This window comes from Lactiplantibacillus paraxiangfangensis, from assembly GCF_036246185.1.
In the GTDB taxonomy this organism is placed as follows: Bacteria; Bacillota; Bacilli; order Lactobacillales; family Lactobacillaceae; genus Lactiplantibacillus; species Lactiplantibacillus paraxiangfangensis.
This window is the reverse complement of record NZ_BTPW01000001.1, coordinates 143,537-161,766: the sequence shown is the minus strand read 5'-3', so window position 1 is coordinate 161,766 and position 18,230 is coordinate 143,537. Positions and strand designations below refer to the sequence as shown.

The window sequence follows — 18,230 nt, the reverse complement described above, 5'->3', positions numbered from 1 at the left end:
CGACCGAAGTCACAACTCCTTTTAAATTAGGTTGCTTATTTTTGAGTGAAGCTCCACTTTGCTGCTGGGGCAACGCCGGCTTTAGTAGCAACGGCCTTGTTCTTAGCGTTAACAAGCTTGAACTTCTTAGCTGAAGTGTAACGCATGTAAACCGTGCTGCTCTTCTTTGAACCACTAGGCGTATAAGTTAACTTCCAAACGTTGGCAGTCTTAGTTGCAGCTGCTTTGTAGCTAGCATATGAAACTAACGTCTTTACTTTTTTATCGTTCTTGTAAAGTTTTTGGTTGAAGCCTTTTTTGGCACTGAATGACCAAACTTGGCTGTACTTGTTAGCCGTGTTTGACTTCCAAGTACCGGCTGGGGCTTTGATATCAAACTTCTTAGCGGCAGCTTTTTTAGCTGCGGCCTTCTTGGCAGCAGCTTTCTTTGCGGCTGCTTTCTTTGCGGCTGCTTTCTTGGCAGCAGCTTTCTTTGCGGCTGCCTTCTTGGCTGCGGCTTTCTTGGCAGCGGCTTTCTTTGCAGCAGCTTTCTTTGCGGCTGCCTTCTTTGCGGCTGCTTTCTTTGCGGCTGCTTTCTTGGCAGCAGCTTTCTTAGCTGCGGCTTTCTTTGCAGCAGCTTTTTGAGCAGCGGATTGAACCCGAATAATTTCGTAGTAGTAAGCTTTGGTCTTTGGGTTAGTTGCATAGACATAAACGTTGCTGTTAGTCTTCAACGTCTTAGCAAGTTTAACCGTGTACTTCCCGTTCTTTGCAGCCGTTGCAGAACCTAAATTCTTCTTAGCGTTCTTGGTTGCTTTAACCGTAATCTTAGAGCTCTTAGTTGCCGTCCCGGTGATGGTCTTAGAGTTATTATAGATGGCACTGACCTTCAAGCTTGGACTAGTAACCTTCTTCGTCGTCTTAGTTGCGGCATTTGCGGTAATCCCAGTAGTTGGTACCGTAACCGTCGCACCGATTGTGGCGATTGTTACTAAGCCTGTCAATGCGGTCATAAATTTTTTCATTATGATATCCCCTTAATCTCGACCGGATCTGTTCCGGCATTATTTTTGTAACCGCTTAGTAGTATAACAGCTTTTTTACAGTTTGATTACATAAATTAAGCTTTTTTACAAATTTTACAATATTTTAAGCGCAACTCGAACGCAAAAAACACCCATCAAGTTGTCCACTGTGGATAACTTGATGGGTGTTCTATGCTTTATTTTAGTTTTCCCCACTACTTGTTGAAATCTAAGCAGCCACTCGTTTGTTGAACTACTTGTGCGGCTAACTCATTGGCCCGCTTCATCGCAGTCGGCAATGACAGACCCGCCATCAAGCCTGCAACTAGCCCGCCACAATGATTATCACCCGCACCAATCGTATTAGTGACCGGCACACTTTCACCAGTGACCGTTTGACAGACCTGACCGTCATCAAAAATGGCGCCGTGCTCCCCGAGTGTGACAACGACGGGACAGTGCGTGACCTCAAATAACTTGCGCATCTTGTCCTGCAAACTTTCACCACCGGGCATTAAATGACCGATTTCGACTTCGTTACAGTGCACCATGACTTCGGCGCCTAAAATGGCCGTGCGAACGGCCGCGGGAAGGTGCGCAACCCGTGGTGACGGATCAAAAATAACGGTCGTGCCCGCTGGTCGTTGCGCCAGTGCCGCCAAAATGACCTGCGCTGATTGCGGATTTTCCAGCTCGTACCCGCTAATATAGAAGTAATCGTAAGCCGACAGATTAACCCGGTCAAACCAACTAGTTTGCCAATGTTGTTCAATCCCGTCGATGGTCAAAAAGGTCCGTTCCCCGTTTGGTTCCACCATGGCGAGGTCCCAGCCGTTATCCGCGCCAGTAACGGGCAGCTTCACGGGAACCTGTTTATGCGCAAAGTCCGCCCGCACCACGTCAGCATACTGGCCAACGCCAACGGGAACAAACAATGTCGCTGATTGCCCCGCCGCCAGAATAGCGCCATAAACGTTATAGGCACAGCCCCCAACGTGACTCGCCACCATTTCGCCAGTAGCGTCTTCGCCCGATAGCGGCAATTGTGGCACGTCGACAACGATATCGACAAAAACGGCCCCTAAGACTAACGCCCGGCTCATGATTGCGCCTCAGAAACCCCAGTCTGCTTGGTAATCAATTTGACGATGAACATGCAAATGATTGCGACAATCGCCGCGACAAACACGCCTAAACTATTATTGCGGAAAATACCGCGCGCGAACGGACCGCTCCAAACCGCATTATTAGTGAACAGGAATCCAGTTAACGTTGCGATTCCCCACGAAACAATACCACCCCAGTTATAGTGCACCCGGGAACTCGGTGTCATTAACGCCACGTCATATCCGTTCATTCTAAACATCGCACTATCACACAAGAAGATTGCGACCCAACTGGCTAGACAGATACCGAGGAAGCTGAGAAAAATTTCAAAACTTCCCAAAAAGTTGCCTGAGATAAACAGGACGTATACCGGAATCAAAATCACGATTGCCCCATGCAACGTTAACGAAACTGGCTGTGAAATTCGAATGCCAATCGTTGCTAAGTTAATTCGTGCTGAACGTAGTGACACAATACATTGTGGAATCAACCCACCAGCCGCCACTAAGAAGTAGATGACGCCAAACCAGCTTGGTAAAGCTGAATACATCATGCCGAACGGATCCTTGGCCGTTGCCAGACCCGGTTTAATCGTACTCAACAGGACACCGCCCGCCATCAATAAGAATAATGGAATCGCGCCACCCAGAGTTGTACTCCAAAAAGTATGACTTGGTCGGGTTCCCGGCCGGACGTAAGCGCCCCAATCAGCCGCAGCCATTGACCAAGAAATTCCTGAGCCAGCGGCAACGATACTAATTGCGGGTAAAACACCAGTCAACCAGCTCCCGCTTGGTCGACTTAAAGCCACTTGCCAGTTGGCCTTCATCAAAAAGAAAATCAAAATAACAACGGTTAAGGCCCCAAAAACATAGCTGATCCAAGTTTGAATCTTACCTAACGCTGCCTCTGTTAAAAGCCCTGAGAATAAGACTAGTCCCCCAAAAACAGCTAAGGCAATGGCTTTAGTAAGCCCATTTTTAGGAACGTTAATCACGTCATACATCGCAATCAGTAACATGGTCCCGGTAATAACGTTAACCGCTAACCAGCCGACCATGTTAAACCACGCGATGGCGTTAGGAATCTTGTTCCCATACGTTCCGTACGCCGCCCGACTCAGCTTAAACGTTGTGACGCCTTCGCGTTGGCCAATCATGGCAACCCAACCGGGCACTAAAAATGATAATCCCCCAATTAATGATGCAAAAATTGCTTGTCCAAATGACAGGTGGTAAGCCACGATCATGGCACCGAAAACAAAGCCCATAATTCCCACGTTAGCGGCAAACCAGTTATAAAATAATTTATTTGGCGTTAAGGTTTTATCCCTATCCAAAACTTTGACATTTTCATTATCCATTCAATTTTCTCCCCCAAAAAAGCTAAGTCATTGTTACCTTCATAATTTGATCCGCGTAACGCTGCAAGTCATGTTGCGGATTACGCTGATCAATGATTTGACACCACGCCGGATCAATCGCGGCTGCCCCATTTTTAGCGCCACAGATTGCCGTCGCCATCGCGCCAATCGTGTCCGTATCGCCACCAAGGTTGGCACACATTACCGCACACTTTTGAACGTCCCGCGTGTAATAGGCAATCGCCACGGCCGCTGGGACACTCTCTGACAACATGGTCCCAGTACCGAGCAAGTCATAAACTGCTCGACTAAACCGGGGCGCATCAAATCGGTATTCATCAGCAAGCTTTAACCCTAACTCAACGCGGGACCGCAGTTTTGCCGCCCACGTCGGTGCCCCAAGCTGATAACCCTGATCACAGGCCCGCAACGCGTAGGTCATCATGGCATCCCAATCATCGTCCGCCATCGCCGCCGTCACCGCACCGGCAATCAAGCTAGCGCCCCCCAGCGCAACATCGCTTGAATGCGTGATTTTGGTCACAGTGGCCACCATGGTGACTAAGTCATCCAACTGGTCCGGTTCAAATAACGTTCCTAACGGTGCAATCCGCATTCCCGCACCATTTGTCAGGGCTTGTGCCGTAATCTCCTGAACTGGTTGTCCCGCTTTGATTGCCAGTAAGGCCGCTTTACTGCTCGGACCCAATATATTCTCTTCCCAAGCATTCGCCGTATCGGCCCAAGCCAAGATATGCTGCACTAAGTTGACGGACTGTGGTTGCCATTGTGTTTCAATTAATGAATCTAGAATCGCCAAGGCTTGACCAGTATCATCGGTATACTCCCCGGCCCGATAATTTTTCGCCACCGCGTTACTTGCGGGACCGTCCACAAAGGTCGTGATTCCCTGTGGAAACACCCGCTGAATCGTGGCGATTGGCCAGAGTTCGGTGGGCATCCCCAGCGCATCCCCAATTGCTTGCCCGTACAGTGTGCCTAGTACCCGGTCACGCGTCCGCCGTTTCATCATTTCTCTCCTTCCTAACCTAAATAATGATTGTCACTAGGTTAAATGTTGATTGAATACACTAAAATCAGCATACCAACCGCGTGTTGTGAACCTGTAAAAATCATGCAAAGTTTATGTATTTTTATTAACAGGTCAAAAAACGCATCTGTCTGTGGATAACTCCAGACAAATGCGTTTTATTTAGCTCACCATGGGACGTCGACGCTAATATGTGAATTAAAATGTTCTTGCTGCTTTAAGCGCGTCAGGCGTTCCGCTTGGCGTTGTTCATAACCTTCCATCACAAAGGCGTACTCCGGCTTGTCCGCGATCAACGTCGGCAGTTCAATACCCGGTTGCGTCACGACAAAGGTTGAAAAACAGGTCAATCCGAGAAACCGTTCCCCAGTTTTCAAATGTTCCCCAATAATTTTCGTAAAGACTTCAATCGAGCGGTGACCGACCCCCGAAACGTACGACTCCGCACACATCGAATCTTGGACCCGGAACGGCATCAAGAAGTTGACTTGATCGACCGACGCCGTTACGGTTTCGATTCGTGCCAGTCGTGACGCCGCAATTGACGAGTTATCGTCAACAGTAGCTAAAATTTTACCGCCAAATACGGTATCGTGTTCATTCAAATCCGCTGAAAAAACCCGGTGATTACTGATTGATAAAGTTTGCGATCCTTTGATTGTGTCCATCATGCACCCCCGCAGATACTTATGTTCAAATATGGTTAATTCTATTTTAGAGGAAGACCGGTCTTGAATAAAGCAGATTATGGAAAATCAAACGATGTTAACCATCAATTTTATCCACAAGTGGATAAGTTTACCATAAGCTGTTTTCCACAAGCTGGTGATTTACTCGTTAGAATTGCCCGCTAGCTATGGTTATATTTTTAAACTTAATATAAAATAACTAATAGTTCGACCTACTTGGGGAAGCAGGTCGGATTCAAAATTACTTTTGAGGAGTGAATTTAATTATGAAGAGACACGCCGCCACTTGGACTAAGTGGTTCTTAATGCTCGTGTTGCTACTCGGTAGTGTTACCGCAACCACTGCGGTGACACCCGCTACGGTCGCCCACGCGACGACCGTTTACGTAACCCGGACGGGGAAACATTATTTTTATAACAAGCACGACCGCGGGTTGAACCGTGCCAAAAAGGTCTACGCCGTATCATTGACGACCGCCAAGCACCGTGGATTAACGTTATCCGGCACTGAAAAGGCACCGGCTAAACGGAAGGTCGTTAAGAAGAAGACCGTCAAAAAAGTCGCTAAGAAGAAAAAAGTGACAAAAAAGAAAGCCGTTAAGAAAACAACTAAGAAAAAGGTTGCTAAAAAGAAACCAGCAAAGAAGAAAAAAGCCGTTAAAAAGACGACTAAAAAAGTCACAACCAAGTACCGTGTAAAAGTTGTCAACAAGAATCGGCCAGGCTTCAGTAAGGCGACCCTTTCCATTAAAAAGGGCCCGTGGCAAAAGTATGGCCAATTAGATGTTTATAACCGGGCAACGGCCGCTAACGCGTTGCTTAACAAAAAATTGATGCCTACAGCCAAAAGAGAAGCTTTATATATCAACCCAACTGGTTGGCATAACAAGCGGATCAGATCCGGCTGGTTATATAACCGGAGCCACCTCATCGGCTACCAATTAACTGGTCAAAACAATAACATGAAGAACCTGATTACGGGAACGCGCCAATTAAACGATCCCGGCATGTCGAAGTATGAAAACAAAGTGGCCGCCTATTTAAAAGCGAGCCCTAAGCATTACGTTCGTTACCGGGTCACTCCCGTCTTTAAAAACCATGAATTGCTCGCCCGCGGGGTTAAAATGCAGGCTCAATCGATTGGTTCAAAGAAGATTAAATTCAATCTTTACCTGCCGAACACCCAACCCGGCATGAAATTAAACTATGCCAATGGTTTGAGTAAGGTCGCAAAGTAAAACTAATTTAATCAAAACTGGAATATAATAAAAGATAGCTGTTCAGAAATCATTTAACGATTTCTGAACAGCTATCTTTTTGTGGCTTGAACTTTCTAGCCGAAACGTGCACCAAAAGGCAATTTATTCCGCTTAACCCGGAACCAGCGACTATCCCAAGCCCAGGAATAATCGCCGGTTCCACGTTAATGCTCACAAATTATTCGCCTTTTGTCACACTCTGATCAATAACTCAGTGCGCGGTAGCCGTCACGCTTCCAATGCGATTTAAAGCTCGAAATGGTCATACTCGTTTTACGATTTGTCCACGGGTCGTTATAGTAAATCCGCGTTGGGCTGTAGCCCGTCATCGTCAAGGCATGGGTGTTAAACCCATCAGCACCGGTGACCCATAACGTCACGGGGTGCTTCTTATTGATCTGTTTCTTTAACCGGGAAACGGAAACGCCGGTCAAATTAACGGCCGAGTGAGCGTGGCGCTTCACTAGTTTCATCAAGCCAGCTGGGTAAATGGTCCAGCCATAACTCGTGTAAGGGTTGCCGACAAATCCCTTATTCGGGTTACTACTCCGTGGCATCTCAAGCGCTAAGCTGTTCTTGGTCACTTTGCAGTCCTTATACCGTAGCATCATGGTAACCGCCGTAATTTCACACCCGGTTGGTAATTCTGGACGTTGGGCGATCAACGGCACGTTTAACTTCTTTGCCGCGTACTTCCAATGGGCTTTGTGATACCGAGACTTAGTTGCGTTAACCGTGAAAGTTTTCGTCGTCAAACTGTGAGTCGCGTTAACCGTAAAGTTTCCCTTCGAATTGGCCTTGGCCGTTCCCACAACCTTCTTCGATGCCACTAATTGAACGGTTGCACCAGCCACCGCGTGCCCGGTAACTTTTTTATCGTGCACTGCGATGTGCGTTAACTTTTGTGGTGCCGTGTACTTCCAAGTAGCCTTCTTATAGCGGGATTTAGTTGCACTCAGATTAAACGGCTTGGTGCTGACCGTCTTAGTCGTATGAACGGCAAACGTCCCCTTCTTATTGGCGACTGCTCGTCCTAATAATTGCTTTTTCAAATTGGTGACTTTCACCGTAGCACCGGCCGTAGTGTGGCCCGTTACTTTATGCTTCGTCACTTTGACTTTGCTAACCTTGAGGGGCGCCGTATACTTCCAGCTAGCGGCATGATACCCTGACTTCGTTATTTTAAGTGTAAATGGTGTGGTATTAACCTTTTTGGTGGCATGGATCGTAAACTGGTCATTTGAACTAGCCATCGCCGTGCCGACCGTTTTCTTTTTCTGATTAACGAGTTTGATCTTAGCGCCAGCCAACGTTTGCCCGCTGACAGTCGTCTTCGCAACCTTCACCTTGGATACTTTCAGCTTAGCCGTGTATTTCCAAGTGGCACTTTGCATGTCGGTCTTAGTGGCTCGCAAGCTAAACGATGTACCGCTTAGTCCAGCCGCCAACTTAAAGTTGCCCTGCGCATCGGCCTTGGCGGTTCCTAAAACGGCCTGATCTAAGCCCACTGCTTGTACCGTGGCCCCGGCAGTGGTGTGCCCAGTAATCGCCGTCTTCGTCACTTTGACATCCGTCAGCGCTAAAGTTTCCTGTACCTTTTTGGCGGTTGTGGTTGACGTTTGATTGGTTGCAACAGTCGGCGCATCCAGCCGTTTAGCCGGATGACTCGCACTAGTACTGGTTGTCCGACTGGAACTTTGTTGACTCGTCTGCGTCGAACTCGTCGCTGTCGTACTAGTGGCAACTGCGCTAGATTGACTAGCCGCACTCGGTTGGCTAGTTTCAGCCGCCCGCCCCGTCACCGGTGCTAAGATCACACCTAACGCCAGCGTAGTCGTTAATAGTAACCTCTTATTAAGGCCCATAATTTCCTCCAAAAAATCCTACTCAACAAGCCCCATCCTATTAAGTAAATTTATTTTTACCCCTAATAAGTAATCTAACCGTTTCCTGACTAGAATGTCAACAGCGGATAGAAAGCGATTTCTTTTCTCCCTATATAAGTAGGTGAACACAAAAAAGGCCGTGATTACGATCACAGCCTTCGTCGAATTTATTTTGAATATCATCCAATAACTACCTATTAGTTAGTAATCATTTTCGTCTTCAATAATGTGTTCCTGCGTTTGGCGAAAAATCGTGATGATGTGTTGGTCACTCAATCGATAATGAATATTTCGACCACGCCGAGCGTTGGACACTAGGTTCAGTTGTTTTAAAACGCTTAGTTGGTGTGAAATCGAGGACTGGCTCATCCCTAACGTGTCCGCAATTTCACCCACACTTAGCGGTGTCTCAGCCAGTGCCAAGATAATCTTGACCCGGGTCATATCACCGAAGGCCTTAAAAATATTCACCATTGCGCCTAGGGACTCATCGTTCGGCAGTTCTGCTTTTAAATTAGTCAGTGCCTTTTGGTGTTCCTGCTCAAAGTTTTCTTCTGCCATACATAATCCTCTTATTTGTTTTCGTTGAAAATTCTTATGAATCATTCCATTATAAGCCACACATGAATCATCGCTCACGTATTCATGTAAACTCTTTCCGGGGGGCTTGTCAACTGAAAGACGGCGCTGCGCACCAGTATCAACACAAGTTATGGCAAAAAGGCAACAGCAATAGCCGCTACCTCTGGACTACTTGATTAAACCTACCTTATAACCATAATCAATCAGTTTTTGAGCAGTCATAACTGTCGTGTTCTCTATCTGTCTTTCGCCTGACTTCAGACGCCTAATCATACTAATGTCAACACCCGATCCCTTACCAATTGCATACGCTGTCATGTTACTATTAATAACTTGCGCTACTAGTTCCTTAATGTTCATACTTTGCATTGAATTACATCCCCTAATAAATTAGATATATGTAAAAGTGAGCACCGGTTTAAGCGGCTTTCGCAAGTTCAGAGGCAACTCAACCACAGCCCCCATTAACAACCCTTACTAACAAAAAAGGGCAGCAATTTTTATTGCTGCCCACCTTTTAACCTAATCATGTTAACCCCTAGTTTAATGCGAACACGCCCCATATTAATGAAAAGAAAAAAATGGCAATTGCAAGAGAAATACCGGCTAAAACAAAATAATAAATCGCTACCCCAATACTTGCAACCACATGGCAAAAATCTATAAATCTATCCATCAACTAACACCCCTCTAAAAAATATCAATTCCCATAAGACTAAGCACCAATCCTAAAAAGAAAAATGTAAACGGTATCCAGATAAAAATCCCCGGTAATAAATTCCAAAAGCTAACGTCATCATAATCTGATTTTTTCATTTTAAGAATTTCCATTCCTTTTTCTTATTATTTTACTATTACCGCGTTAATAGCACACGTTATTTTTAAGTGTTTGGACATGTTTTCTGCTTATACATCTCATTACCTTGCTGAATTTGTCCTGTGCTAAAGTTTAGGCACAAAAAAAGGCCCGCGTGCGCACGCCGACCTCTTAAACCAGTTTAAACTTTTGCCCGGGTTTCACCGTAGACTTCCGCCGCTATCAACGCGATTAAAACACCCGCCACGGCTGTAATCACTAAGATCCACCAACTAATAACGTCTACTCTAAGAACGAAGAACGACTGGTTCCACGGTCCCCAAACGGGTAGCCACGCACCTAACAAGTGCAACTTTAAGAATGATCCGCCAATGAGTAACCCACTAATCAGTGTCGCCCAAATCCCCACTTTGCGTCCGTGCGCAATCAGGTACAGCGAAAGCAAGTTTGGTAAATAAACAATCACATTGATTAGTAACAAGCTCAATGTGAACCGGTACCCCCAGCCCATCGCTTGGCGCATATGATCACAATCATGGATTGCAATCACCATCAACATCCCGACGTTTGCAAACATCAAAGTCACAATGTGGCCCGCCTTTAACGGGTTAAACATGGTCACCGGCCGTTGTTGTGCCGCCGTGCAAGCCGTCACCCCGACGACAAACATCACTAGTCCCAGTAAGCCATGGACAATCGTCCCATCAATACTGTGGCCCAACCACATCAATCCGGCCGCCGCAATTTCAATTATAAATAGCAATACCACTAAGGTTAAATAACTCACGCGTGCTCTCAGATTCATTAGTATCAGATCCTTTTGAAATAATCATTACCTAGAGTATACACCCACAAAAGAAAGCGTATTCATTCGTTTTGAAACCATCATCACAAAAAAAGCCGACCCGTAAGTCGACTTTCTCGGTAACTAATTAGCCCTTAAACGCGCGTGTAATGTTCCGCTAAACGGTCACCACACCACTGCACGATTTGAACGATGACAATCAAGATGACGATGACACTAACGAGCACGCCCGTATTATAGCGGTTGTACCCGTATTGAATAGCTAAGTCCCCGATACCACCAGCGCCAATGGTCCCAACCATTGCGGAGTATCCTAACAGACTGATCAAGGTCAAGACAACGCCACGGATCAATGCGGGCAACGCTTCTGGGAATAAAACTTCTTGAAAAATCAGGAAAAAACCGGCTCCGGTCGACCGTGCTGCTTCCACGACCCCTGCGTCAATTTCCGCAAACGCCCCTTCTGCTAAACGGGCAAAGAACGGAATCGCCGCTACGGACAAGGAGACCGCACCACCTAATGGCGTATACGGGTCACCAGCGACTAACTTGGCAAACGGGATCAGCACCACCATTAAAATTAGAAATGGTAAGGAACGAATGGCGTTAATAATGAAGCCACAGATACTATTGACGATGGGACGGGGCGCAAACAGCGGGTTGGAAAAATAGTACAGGAATAGGCCAATTAAGGTGCCAAAAATAATACCAATGAACCCGGAGATAAAGACCATTTTAGCCGTATCCCACAACGCCGTTCCTAAATTCTGTTGTAAAATCGTAATCGTTTCATTCATGACTAGCGACCTCCTCTACGTAATCGACCCGTGCCTGAAAGGCTTGAATCGCCCGACTGACCGCAACTGGTTTCCCCGTTAAATAAACAACGAGTACCCCGATGGCCCGGTCTTGGATAAATTCCACTCGACCTTGAATAATATTAATGTCGACGTCGGTTTCCTTTGCAATCTTCGTAATGATGGGCGTCAGTGAATCACTCCCCCGATAGCGCAAAGCCAGTAACTGCCCGGATTGGCTCGTTACCTGAGCCTGAACCTTTTCCGGTAACTTAGTGTCCAAGAACCGGCTGACCAGCCGTTGTCCCATGTCTGATTGTGGCGCCGCAAACAGGTCGTAAGTGGATGATTGTTCCACTAATTTTCCATTTTCCATGACGGCAACCCGGTCAAACAGACTGCGGGCCACTTCCAGTTGGTGGGTAATGAATACGATCGTAATATTGAGGCGCTGATTGATGCCCTTTAAAATCTCAATGATTTCTTCAGCCGTTTCCACGTCTAACGCACTGGTTGCTTCATCACATAACAAGATGTCGGGGTCGTTAGCGAGCGCCCGGGCGATCCCGACCCGTTGCTTTTGCCCACCAGATAGCTGGCTTGGATAATTGTCTTGACGGTCCGCTAAACCGACTAACTTTAAAAGTTCCGTAATTCGGGCGGGCTGCTTCTTTTCTGGGTAACCGCCGGCAGTGAGTGCAAACGCCAAGTTTTGTGCCAAGGTCCGGTTATTAATTAAGTTAAAGTTTTGAAAAATGAAGCCAATCTTGCGCCGAACCTGTGCAATTGTTTTTCCATTAGCACGGGTCAAATCAGTTCCATCAACGACCACCTGACCCTTACTAGGAACTTGTAAATAATTGATGGTGCGTACCAATGTTGACTTACCGGCGCCGGACAAGCCGACAATTCCAAAAATCTCGCCCTTTTCAATGCTGAGGGAGACATCCTTGACCGCGGATACCGTCCGGCCCTTTTGCTTAAACGTCACATCAATATTTTTTAACTCAATTTGACTCATACTAGGGCCTCCCTACTGCCACGACGTTGGTTTGTCGAAATCTTTAAATTGCGACTTAGCGATGGCTTGCTTGAATTCTTTACTATTCAAAACGGATTTGACCGCCTTCGCAAAGGCTGCGTTTTTATTGCTCGTTTTAACGACGAAAACTTCTTTGTAGTCGTCTTGTAGTTTTTCTAACGCCAAAGCTTTAGAAGGATTCAACTTAGCACTCCAAGAGTAGTTCCCAGGAACGACGGTGATTGCAACGTTGCTTAGTGATTGTGGCAATTGTGCGGCGTCCAAAGTCTTGATTTTTAAATTCTTTGGATTAGTTGCAATGTCGGCCTTGCTAGCCGTCGTCACGTTAATGTGTTTTTTCAAAGTAATTAATTTTTGTGCGGCAAGTAACTGTAAGGCGCGAGCTAAGTTTGACGGATCATTTGGAATGGAAACCGTGGCACCGTCCTTTAAAGCACTCAACTTGCTAAGCTTCTTTGAATAGATCCCCATGCCTAACGTTGGCGTTTCAGAAATTGCGGATAATTTTAAATGGTTCGCTTTAGCAAACGTCTTTAAGTAAAGTGAGTGTTGAAACAAATTAGCATCGATTTCGCCAGAATTCAACGCCTTATTAGGTTGTACGTAATCGTTAAATTCTTTCGTAACGACTTTGTAGCCTTTCTTTTCCAGCAACGGTCCTAACACCTTCGTCGCCATGTCTCCGTAAGGGCCCGCAGCCACACCAATCTTAACCGTCTTTAACTTACTGCCACTGGCTTGACCAGCACTGTTACGACTAAAGCCCCAAATACCTGCAAAAACGACGATGACCCCAACTAACGCTAATAACCACTTTGTATTTCTTCTCATAATCTAATCCTCATCTCTCTTTTAATTTTAAGGTAATAAAAAAAGCCGTCCTGTTATCTAAAAATAACAAGGACGACTTCCACGGCCGCGGTACCACCTTAATAGTGTCACTAGGACACCCACTCATGCAGAACTAACTGCTGCGATAACGGGCATTTGCCGCAACTGGCTTACGCGTACGCTCACCAATTGAACTCGTTTAAAAAGACCATCTTCACAACGCGCTCCGGATCACCTTTCAGCAGGCGGTGACTCTCTGTTGCCGGTTAACAATTGCTACTCATCTTTCTTGATGGCTCTAATTATGGCTAAACGATTAAAAATTGTCAAGGAATTCTTTAATCAAATTTTAATCAACGGATTCATGGGCCCTCAAAAAGGCCGTGCCAGCTCCCTTTAAACGGTATAATATTAATATATTGATAATGAAACTTTTCTCTAAGAAGGTGTTTTTATGCAACGTCATAAGGGATTCACTGCACTTGGAATCGTGCTGGTTGCCATCAACATGCGGTTACCCATCACGGCCATTCCGCCCATCTTGCCAAATCTCCAACAAGCTAGCGGTTTATCGGCAACGGTGGCTGGGTTACTCACTTCAATTCCACTCCTGACCTTCGCGATTTTTTCATCGGTCTTCACCAAAGCTAGTCAGCGCTGGGGCGAATTTAAAGTTCTCCTGATTGCTTTTATCATTTTAAGTTGCGGTGCGGCTTTACGGATTTTTCCACAGGTCACCCCACTACTACTGGGGACCTTTTTAATTGGCTTGGGCATCGATGGTGGTAACGTCATTATTCCAGCAGTCATCAAAGACCGCCTGCCAAACCGCCCCACGTTAGGCGTTTGCCTGTATACCACCGCAATGGTTCTGATGAGCTCACTTGCGACTGGGATCGTCGGGCCACTAACGGCTAAATACTCGCTGACAACGACCATGGTCGGCCTCTTCGTGCTCTCCCTAGTCAGCGTCATTGGTTGTCTATTACTGATTGACCGACATCCCACCGATACTGTGAAAGCTACTAATGCCACCACTAAACTGCCAAAATCAATTTGGACTGACCGGCTGGCCTGGTTGATCACGCTCTTTTTTGGGATTCAAGCCTTGCTGTACTATTCACTAGTGACGTGGTTGCCAAACATCTTCCAAACGGTTGGCTACGACGCTGACGTGGCCGCCATGCTCGTGACGATTTTACAATTAGCTTGCCTAGCGTGCGCCCTGCTGACGCCGATCTTTGCCAGTTCTAAGTTAGGAAAACGGCTGATGCTGTGGATTATCGGGATTGGCTTTGGCCTTGGAACAATTGGCGTTTACTTGCCACTACACACCCTAGCTTTTGGTATCGCGTTAGCCTTATTGATGGGCGTCGCTTCAGGTTTTTCATTCAACCTTGCCATTATCTTTTTCACGCAAAAGACCAGCAATCCGAGAGAAACGATTGAAGTCTCCGGCATGGCGCAGACCTTTGGCTACCTTTTTGCCGCCGCTGGTCCCTTTTCATTCGGGCTCTTAAAGAGCTGGAGCGGAACGTGGCTGAGCACCTTACTGAGCTGTCTAGTCCTCGCAATCGCGATTTTAGTGATTGGCTTCTTAATTGAACGGCACACTAACGTTTTTCAATAGAGTTATCGTTCAATAAGTTAGTTAACATACCTAATACCTAAAAACATTACTATGAATCATCAAGCAAGATATAGAATGTATATGGTTCATAGATGTTTAAGGTAAACGGGTTACATTTTTAACACTGGGGAACCCGAAAATCCTAAACACTATCAGCCAGTGGTCATTTAGCTGGGGGAATTCATACCCGTACTATTTGTTGCTCGCGGGAGCCAAATACTACTTACATTACTTGGGGCACCAGCTTATAATGGCAGTTCAGTTAAACAAGTGCCGCAATTAGTGTGACATCACGATGAGGGGGTTGTGGTGTTTTTTTGTCTATTTTTTCTTTAATTGATGATCAAAAAAGCAGCCATACCAACCATTCGTCCCCCGGTTGATACGTCTGCTTAAGCGATGATATTCAGATTATTACCGTGCGTCAAACTGGTTCGAGAAATGACTCAAGATCTCATACCCCGCCTGCTTCACGTCGTCGGCACTGTTACTTTGATTGGCAAAAAGAATAATTCCCTGACCATTGTTCTTCGTCAGTTGAACCCAGTTACCCACGTGGTTCTTGGCCAACGTGCCGTAAACGGCCTTCACGTTACCATTGTGACGAACGTACATCCCGCCAGAATAACCGCTACCGGATTTACTATTAATGTTGGTTAGATAATGGTAGTCGGAACTATTAAGAATCTTACCGTTCTTCAACCCATGTTCAAAGGTTTCGTAATCGTTAACGGTTGTGTACATATTACCCGCACCAATAATATACGATAACAACTTATCGTTAGGATTAACTCCGTGTTGATAGTTCTTATTAATATACTTGTAACTGCGAGCCTTCACGTACTTACTTGAAACGGAATTCCACATATAGGTATGCTTCAATCCCAGTGGTTTAATAATTCGTTGATTCAAATTCTGCTCATATGACTGGCCCGTAACCGACCGGATAATTCCCGCTAACAAAATATAATTATCATTATTGTAATGATACGACTTCCCAGAAACACCCGACTGATTGATTCGGGCTACCGCTTGATCAATGGCCTGCTGTTCACTCAACTTTTGACTAGGAACAACCTCTGAATTATGATCAGTAATTCCCGACGTCTGCGTCAGTAAATTCCCGACCGTAATATTATTAGCACCCTTTAGGCCCGGGTACCACCGACTAATCGCCGTATTTTGGGTAATCCGTTTTCCCTTTTTTTGCGACTCGGTAATGACTTGCACCATCATCGAACCCGTCATGGCTTTTTGCAAGGAAGCCCCTTGATACACGACGTTCGACTTGTTATTTAAGACTCGGCGACCATAGTTCGCGTAGCCGACCCCTTCAGCGTCACGGTTATTTTGCTTGCCATTGATTACGAGCACCTTACCGCGCAAGTGATACTTGTTCATGGTCTGTTTGATTTCCGTTGCTAAATACGTATTGACTAACGGTTTCTTTGTCGTGGTGTAACCATGCCAAACCCAGCCTTTTTGGGTACCGCTAGTAACGTAGTAGTAAACGGCATTTTTGACCGTCATCTTTTTAGTGGCTTTAAACTTAGTAAATTTATTTAACTTATATTTGGTCTTAAAGTTAGTGTGATGGCGCACAACCTTGAAGCCGAACACTTTTTTCTTGCTCGTCGCAGCCCGGTACGCTGGTTGAACGTACACCGTCTTATTGATTTTTTTACTCTTACCAGCGACATATTGAGGCGTATACGGTTGCGTATAGCCGCGCCAAATCCAACCACTCTTCTTTCCAATCTTAAAGTGGTAATAGACGCCCTTATCAATATTCATTCGCTGATCAACATACAAAAGATTAAGCTTGTTGAGCCGATATTTTCCCTTCAGGCTGATTCGTTGATTATTACCCGCAACGCCGTTGATGACGTCGTACGCTTTGTGCGTTGAATTTCGATATGTAGGCTTGATCTGAACGGCGTCATTGACCGTTTGGTACTTCGATGTTAAGTGGATTGGCAACGTTGCAGCTTGTACAACGGTCGAGCCACCGTGTTTTTCTTGAAGCGTTGTCTGACCAATGGCAAACGTCACAACGATTGTAACGACCCCGGCCAGCAAACTCATCCGGCCGAAGCGACTAACTAATTTACTTGTCATACTAATATTTTTCATAAAATTCATAATTTTCTCCCTGAACCATTGTATAGTTCGGGCGGGACGTTATCAAGCCACATCGGGACATAATTATTAATTTATGTAAATAAAATATATGATTGCAGTAATCTAAAAAAATATTGAGGGCTATTTTTTTAATGAAAACCGGACCTGAGAGAAAACTAAAATAACCGCTCAGAAATATTTCTCTGAACGGTTATCTTTCCATTATTGCGGTCGAAACATGTGGTAAAAAACAGTTTGTCGCGGAAACTCAACCACAAAAGGAATTGCGGCAATAAACTAAGTTGCTGAAATAACTATAAAGGTGTATATGATAGCTAATATGGCAATTACGAGTAGTAGTAAAACGCCTAATAATTTGTGCCAAATATTCTGAGAAAAATACGGTAAAAACTCAAGATATGTTCCTATTAGCAAGATTCCTGCACCTGATCCACCTAATTTGAAATTGGTGTTTACTGCAATAAAGGGCACTACGAGTATAGCCAGTATACCAATGCCCCCCATTAAATTGACTATGTTATTTTCTGAAATGAAATTGTATTTCATTGATATGACCATCCTTTATATTTCCAAGAACGAACAGTAAATTTTCTTCCATAAAAAAAGCCTCAGGAGGCTTTTTTATGAAGTGTGTAATAATTTTTTTAAAATATAGCTAGCTAGAGCGGTAGCACCAGTGAACCCTCCAGCCAATGCGACTATTACTGAGACTCCCACACCGATTGGTACGCCAGCATGAGCTTGGCAGCTTGAACACTGTCTAATTGTTGACTGGTTAAACTCTGTTTTAAGATGTTATATAGTTGTTCATCAGTTAAATAATAAACCACAGTCCCTTTTACAATCTAGCTTAATTAGCCTTCTACAACTTTTTGCAACGCGTTCAAATCCGCTTGCTGATTCAATACCGTGACCAACTCACGCGTCTTAGGATCATAAGTCATTGAATCAAAAACTTTGACCGTCTTTGATTGATCACCCGTCACTGCCATTTGTAAGTCGGCCAACTTCGAAAAGACGTTAACCTTAGGCGCCGCGTCAAACATGGCCGCCATATCTGGTAACATTTCTGCGAGTGGTAACCGGTTCGTGTAGTTACCGCTGTTAAAGTACGCCCGTAAACAGAACATCAAAATGGCCCGCTCGTACATTGATAATTTGCTCAATCGCTGCTTTAAATCTGATTCCATTATTAAACTACCATCCTAATTTTTGACTTCTAAAT

19 protein-coding genes are annotated in these 18,230 nt (G+C 45.4%); 3 read left to right on the top strand and 16 right to left on the bottom strand.

Annotated features, from left to right (window positions below):
• Nucleotides 1-35 precede the first annotated feature (35 nt).
• From AAA939_RS00720 to AAA939_RS00700, 5 genes are all read right to left on the bottom strand, one after another.
• Entirely contained in the window at nucleotides 36-1,004 is a 969-nt protein-coding gene (locus tag AAA939_RS00720; RefSeq protein ID WP_338230394.1) for an Ig-like domain-containing protein, read from the bottom strand.
• 215 nt (nucleotides 1,005-1,219) lie between these two features.
• Entirely contained in the window at nucleotides 1,220-2,107 is an 888-nt protein-coding gene (locus tag AAA939_RS00715) for a PfkB family carbohydrate kinase (RefSeq protein ID WP_338207552.1), read from the bottom strand.
• On the bottom strand, nucleotides 2,104-3,474 hold the full coding sequence (locus AAA939_RS00710; RefSeq protein ID WP_338207553.1) for a purine-cytosine permease family protein: 1,371 nt from the start codon (nucleotides 3,472-3,474) through the stop codon (nucleotides 2,104-2,106). The genes AAA939_RS00715 and AAA939_RS00710 overlap by 4 nt, the downstream gene beginning before the upstream one ends.
• Before the next feature lie 22 nt (nucleotides 3,475-3,496).
• A complete protein-coding gene (locus AAA939_RS00705; protein WP_338207554.1) occupies nucleotides 3,497-4,507 on the bottom strand; it encodes an ADP-ribosylglycohydrolase family protein in 1,011 nt (336 codons plus the stop codon).
• Nucleotides 4,508-4,692: 185 nt separating this feature from the next.
• A complete protein-coding gene (locus tag AAA939_RS00700; protein WP_338207703.1) occupies nucleotides 4,693-5,193 on the bottom strand; it encodes an acyl-CoA thioesterase in 501 nt (166 codons plus the stop codon).
• A gap of 63 nt (nucleotides 5,194-5,256) precedes the next feature.
• On the opposite strand from AAA939_RS00700, the gene AAA939_RS00695 reads away from it, so the two are divergent.
• Both AAA939_RS00695 and AAA939_RS00690 read left to right on the top strand, forming a co-directional pair.
• Nucleotides 5,257-5,379, top strand: coding sequence for a hypothetical protein (locus tag AAA939_RS00695; protein ID WP_338207555.1), 123 nt, complete (start codon nucleotides 5,257-5,259; stop codon nucleotides 5,377-5,379).
• Between the two features lie 101 nt (nucleotides 5,380-5,480).
• A complete protein-coding gene (locus AAA939_RS00690) occupies nucleotides 5,481-6,452 on the top strand; it encodes a DNA/RNA non-specific endonuclease (RefSeq protein ID WP_338207556.1) in 972 nt (323 codons plus the stop codon).
• Between the two features lie 224 nt (nucleotides 6,453-6,676).
• Here the strand turns inward: AAA939_RS00690 and AAA939_RS00685 are convergent, their stop codons facing one another.
• The 8 genes from AAA939_RS00685 to AAA939_RS00650 form a co-directional block, all read right to left on the bottom strand.
• Nucleotides 6,677-8,338, bottom strand: coding sequence for a C39 family peptidase (locus AAA939_RS00685; protein WP_338207557.1), 1,662 nt, complete (start codon nucleotides 8,336-8,338; stop codon nucleotides 6,677-6,679).
• Between the two features lie 222 nt (nucleotides 8,339-8,560).
• Nucleotides 8,561-8,920, bottom strand: a complete 360-nt coding sequence (locus AAA939_RS00680; protein WP_338207558.1) for an ArsR/SmtB family transcription factor — start codon at nucleotides 8,918-8,920, stop codon at nucleotides 8,561-8,563.
• Nucleotides 8,921-9,109: 189 nt separating this feature from the next.
• Nucleotides 9,110-9,310 (bottom strand): hypothetical protein, encoded by a 201-nt coding sequence (locus AAA939_RS00675; protein ID WP_338207559.1) that lies wholly within the window; start codon nucleotides 9,308-9,310, stop codon nucleotides 9,110-9,112.
• 169 nt (nucleotides 9,311-9,479) lie between these two features.
• Nucleotides 9,480-9,617 (bottom strand): hypothetical protein, encoded by a 138-nt coding sequence (locus tag AAA939_RS00670; RefSeq protein ID WP_338207560.1) that lies wholly within the window; start codon nucleotides 9,615-9,617, stop codon nucleotides 9,480-9,482.
• 322 nt (nucleotides 9,618-9,939) lie between these two features.
• The gene (locus AAA939_RS00665; RefSeq protein WP_338207561.1) at nucleotides 9,940-10,563 is read right to left on the bottom strand and encodes a hypothetical protein; all 624 of its coding nucleotides are present in this window, start codon (nucleotides 10,561-10,563) and stop codon (nucleotides 9,940-9,942) included.
• Between the two features lie 134 nt (nucleotides 10,564-10,697).
• Nucleotides 10,698-11,360, bottom strand: a complete 663-nt coding sequence (locus AAA939_RS00660; RefSeq protein WP_338207562.1) for a methionine ABC transporter permease — start codon at nucleotides 11,358-11,360, stop codon at nucleotides 10,698-10,700.
• Nucleotides 11,353-12,381: a methionine ABC transporter ATP-binding protein gene (locus AAA939_RS00655; RefSeq protein WP_338230392.1), complete on the bottom strand. Its 1,029-nt coding sequence runs from the start codon at nucleotides 12,379-12,381 to the stop codon at nucleotides 11,353-11,355. The genes AAA939_RS00660 and AAA939_RS00655 overlap by 8 nt, the downstream gene beginning before the upstream one ends.
• Before the next feature lie 12 nt (nucleotides 12,382-12,393).
• Nucleotides 12,394-13,233, bottom strand: a complete 840-nt coding sequence (locus AAA939_RS00650; protein WP_338207564.1) for a MetQ/NlpA family ABC transporter substrate-binding protein — start codon at nucleotides 13,231-13,233, stop codon at nucleotides 12,394-12,396.
• A gap of 454 nt (nucleotides 13,234-13,687) precedes the next feature.
• Here AAA939_RS00650 and AAA939_RS00645 point away from each other — a divergent pair, with 454 nt between their 5' ends.
• Nucleotides 13,688-14,863, top strand: a complete 1,176-nt coding sequence (locus tag AAA939_RS00645) for an MFS transporter (RefSeq protein WP_338207565.1) — start codon at nucleotides 13,688-13,690, stop codon at nucleotides 14,861-14,863.
• A 414-nt stretch (nucleotides 14,864-15,277) separates the two neighbouring features.
• Here AAA939_RS00645 and AAA939_RS00640 read toward each other — a convergent pair whose 3' ends face one another.
• The 3 genes from AAA939_RS00640 to AAA939_RS00630 form a co-directional block, all read right to left on the bottom strand.
• Complete coding sequence (locus tag AAA939_RS00640; protein ID WP_338207566.1) at nucleotides 15,278-17,005, bottom strand: serine hydrolase domain-containing protein; 1,728 nt, start codon at nucleotides 17,003-17,005, stop codon at nucleotides 15,278-15,280.
• 276 nt (nucleotides 17,006-17,281) lie between these two features.
• Nucleotides 17,282-17,551 carry a hypothetical protein gene (locus tag AAA939_RS00635; RefSeq protein ID WP_338207567.1) on the bottom strand — a complete coding sequence of 90 codons (270 nt, stop codon included), beginning with the start codon at nucleotides 17,549-17,551 and terminating at the stop codon, nucleotides 17,282-17,284.
• A 308-nt stretch (nucleotides 17,552-17,859) separates the two neighbouring features.
• Nucleotides 17,860-18,195 carry a hypothetical protein gene (locus AAA939_RS00630; RefSeq protein WP_338207569.1) on the bottom strand — a complete coding sequence of 112 codons (336 nt, stop codon included), beginning with the start codon at nucleotides 18,193-18,195 and terminating at the stop codon, nucleotides 17,860-17,862.
• Nucleotides 18,196-18,230 lie beyond the last annotated feature (35 nt).

Bases quoted from the DNA above. Each gene is read 5' to 3' on its own strand.
- AAA939_RS00645 (WP_338207565.1), top strand. From the start codon at position 13,688: ATGCAACGTCATAAGGGATTCACTGCACTTGGAATCGTGCTGGTTGCC.
- AAA939_RS00650 (WP_338207564.1), bottom strand. From the start codon at position 13,233: ATGAGAAGAAATACAAAGTGGTTATTAGCGTTAGTTGGGGTCATCGTC.
- AAA939_RS00675 (WP_338207559.1), bottom strand. From the start codon at position 9,310: ATGCAAAGTATGAACATTAAGGAACTAGTAGCGCAAGTTATTAATAGT.
- AAA939_RS00670 (WP_338207560.1), bottom strand. From the start codon at position 9,617: ATGGATAGATTTATAGATTTTTGCCATGTGGTTGCAAGTATTGGGGTA.
- AAA939_RS00685 (WP_338207557.1), bottom strand. From the start codon at position 8,338: ATGGGCCTTAATAAGAGGTTACTATTAACGACTACGCTGGCGTTAGGT.
- AAA939_RS00635 (WP_338207567.1), bottom strand. From the start codon at position 17,551: ATGAAATACAATTTCATTTCAGAAAATAACATAGTCAATTTAATGGGG.
- AAA939_RS00630 (WP_338207569.1), bottom strand. From the start codon at position 18,195: ATGGAATCAGATTTAAAGCAGCGATTGAGCAAATTATCAATGTACGAG.
- AAA939_RS00655 (WP_338230392.1), bottom strand. From the start codon at position 12,381: ATGAGTCAAATTGAGTTAAAAAATATTGATGTGACGTTTAAGCAAAAG.
- AAA939_RS00710 (WP_338207553.1), bottom strand. From the start codon at position 3,474: ATGGATAATGAAAATGTCAAAGTTTTGGATAGGGATAAAACCTTAACG.
- AAA939_RS00705 (WP_338207554.1), bottom strand. From the start codon at position 4,507: ATGATGAAACGGCGGACGCGTGACCGGGTACTAGGCACACTGTACGGG.
- AAA939_RS00660 (WP_338207562.1), bottom strand. From the start codon at position 11,360: ATGAATGAAACGATTACGATTTTACAACAGAATTTAGGAACGGCGTTG.
- AAA939_RS00715 (WP_338207552.1), bottom strand. From the start codon at position 2,107: ATGAGCCGGGCGTTAGTCTTAGGGGCCGTTTTTGTCGATATCGTTGTC.
- AAA939_RS00690 (WP_338207556.1), top strand. From the start codon at position 5,481: ATGAAGAGACACGCCGCCACTTGGACTAAGTGGTTCTTAATGCTCGTG.
- AAA939_RS00640 (WP_338207566.1), bottom strand. From the start codon at position 17,005: ATGAATTTTATGAAAAATATTAGTATGACAAGTAAATTAGTTAGTCGC.
- AAA939_RS00700 (WP_338207703.1), bottom strand. From the start codon at position 5,193: ATGGACACAATCAAAGGATCGCAAACTTTATCAATCAGTAATCACCGG.
- AAA939_RS00665 (WP_338207561.1), bottom strand. From the start codon at position 10,563: ATGAATCTGAGAGCACGCGTGAGTTATTTAACCTTAGTGGTATTGCTA.
- AAA939_RS00680 (WP_338207558.1), bottom strand. From the start codon at position 8,920: ATGGCAGAAGAAAACTTTGAGCAGGAACACCAAAAGGCACTGACTAAT.
- AAA939_RS00720 (WP_338230394.1), bottom strand. From the start codon at position 1,004: ATGAAAAAATTTATGACCGCATTGACAGGCTTAGTAACAATCGCCACA.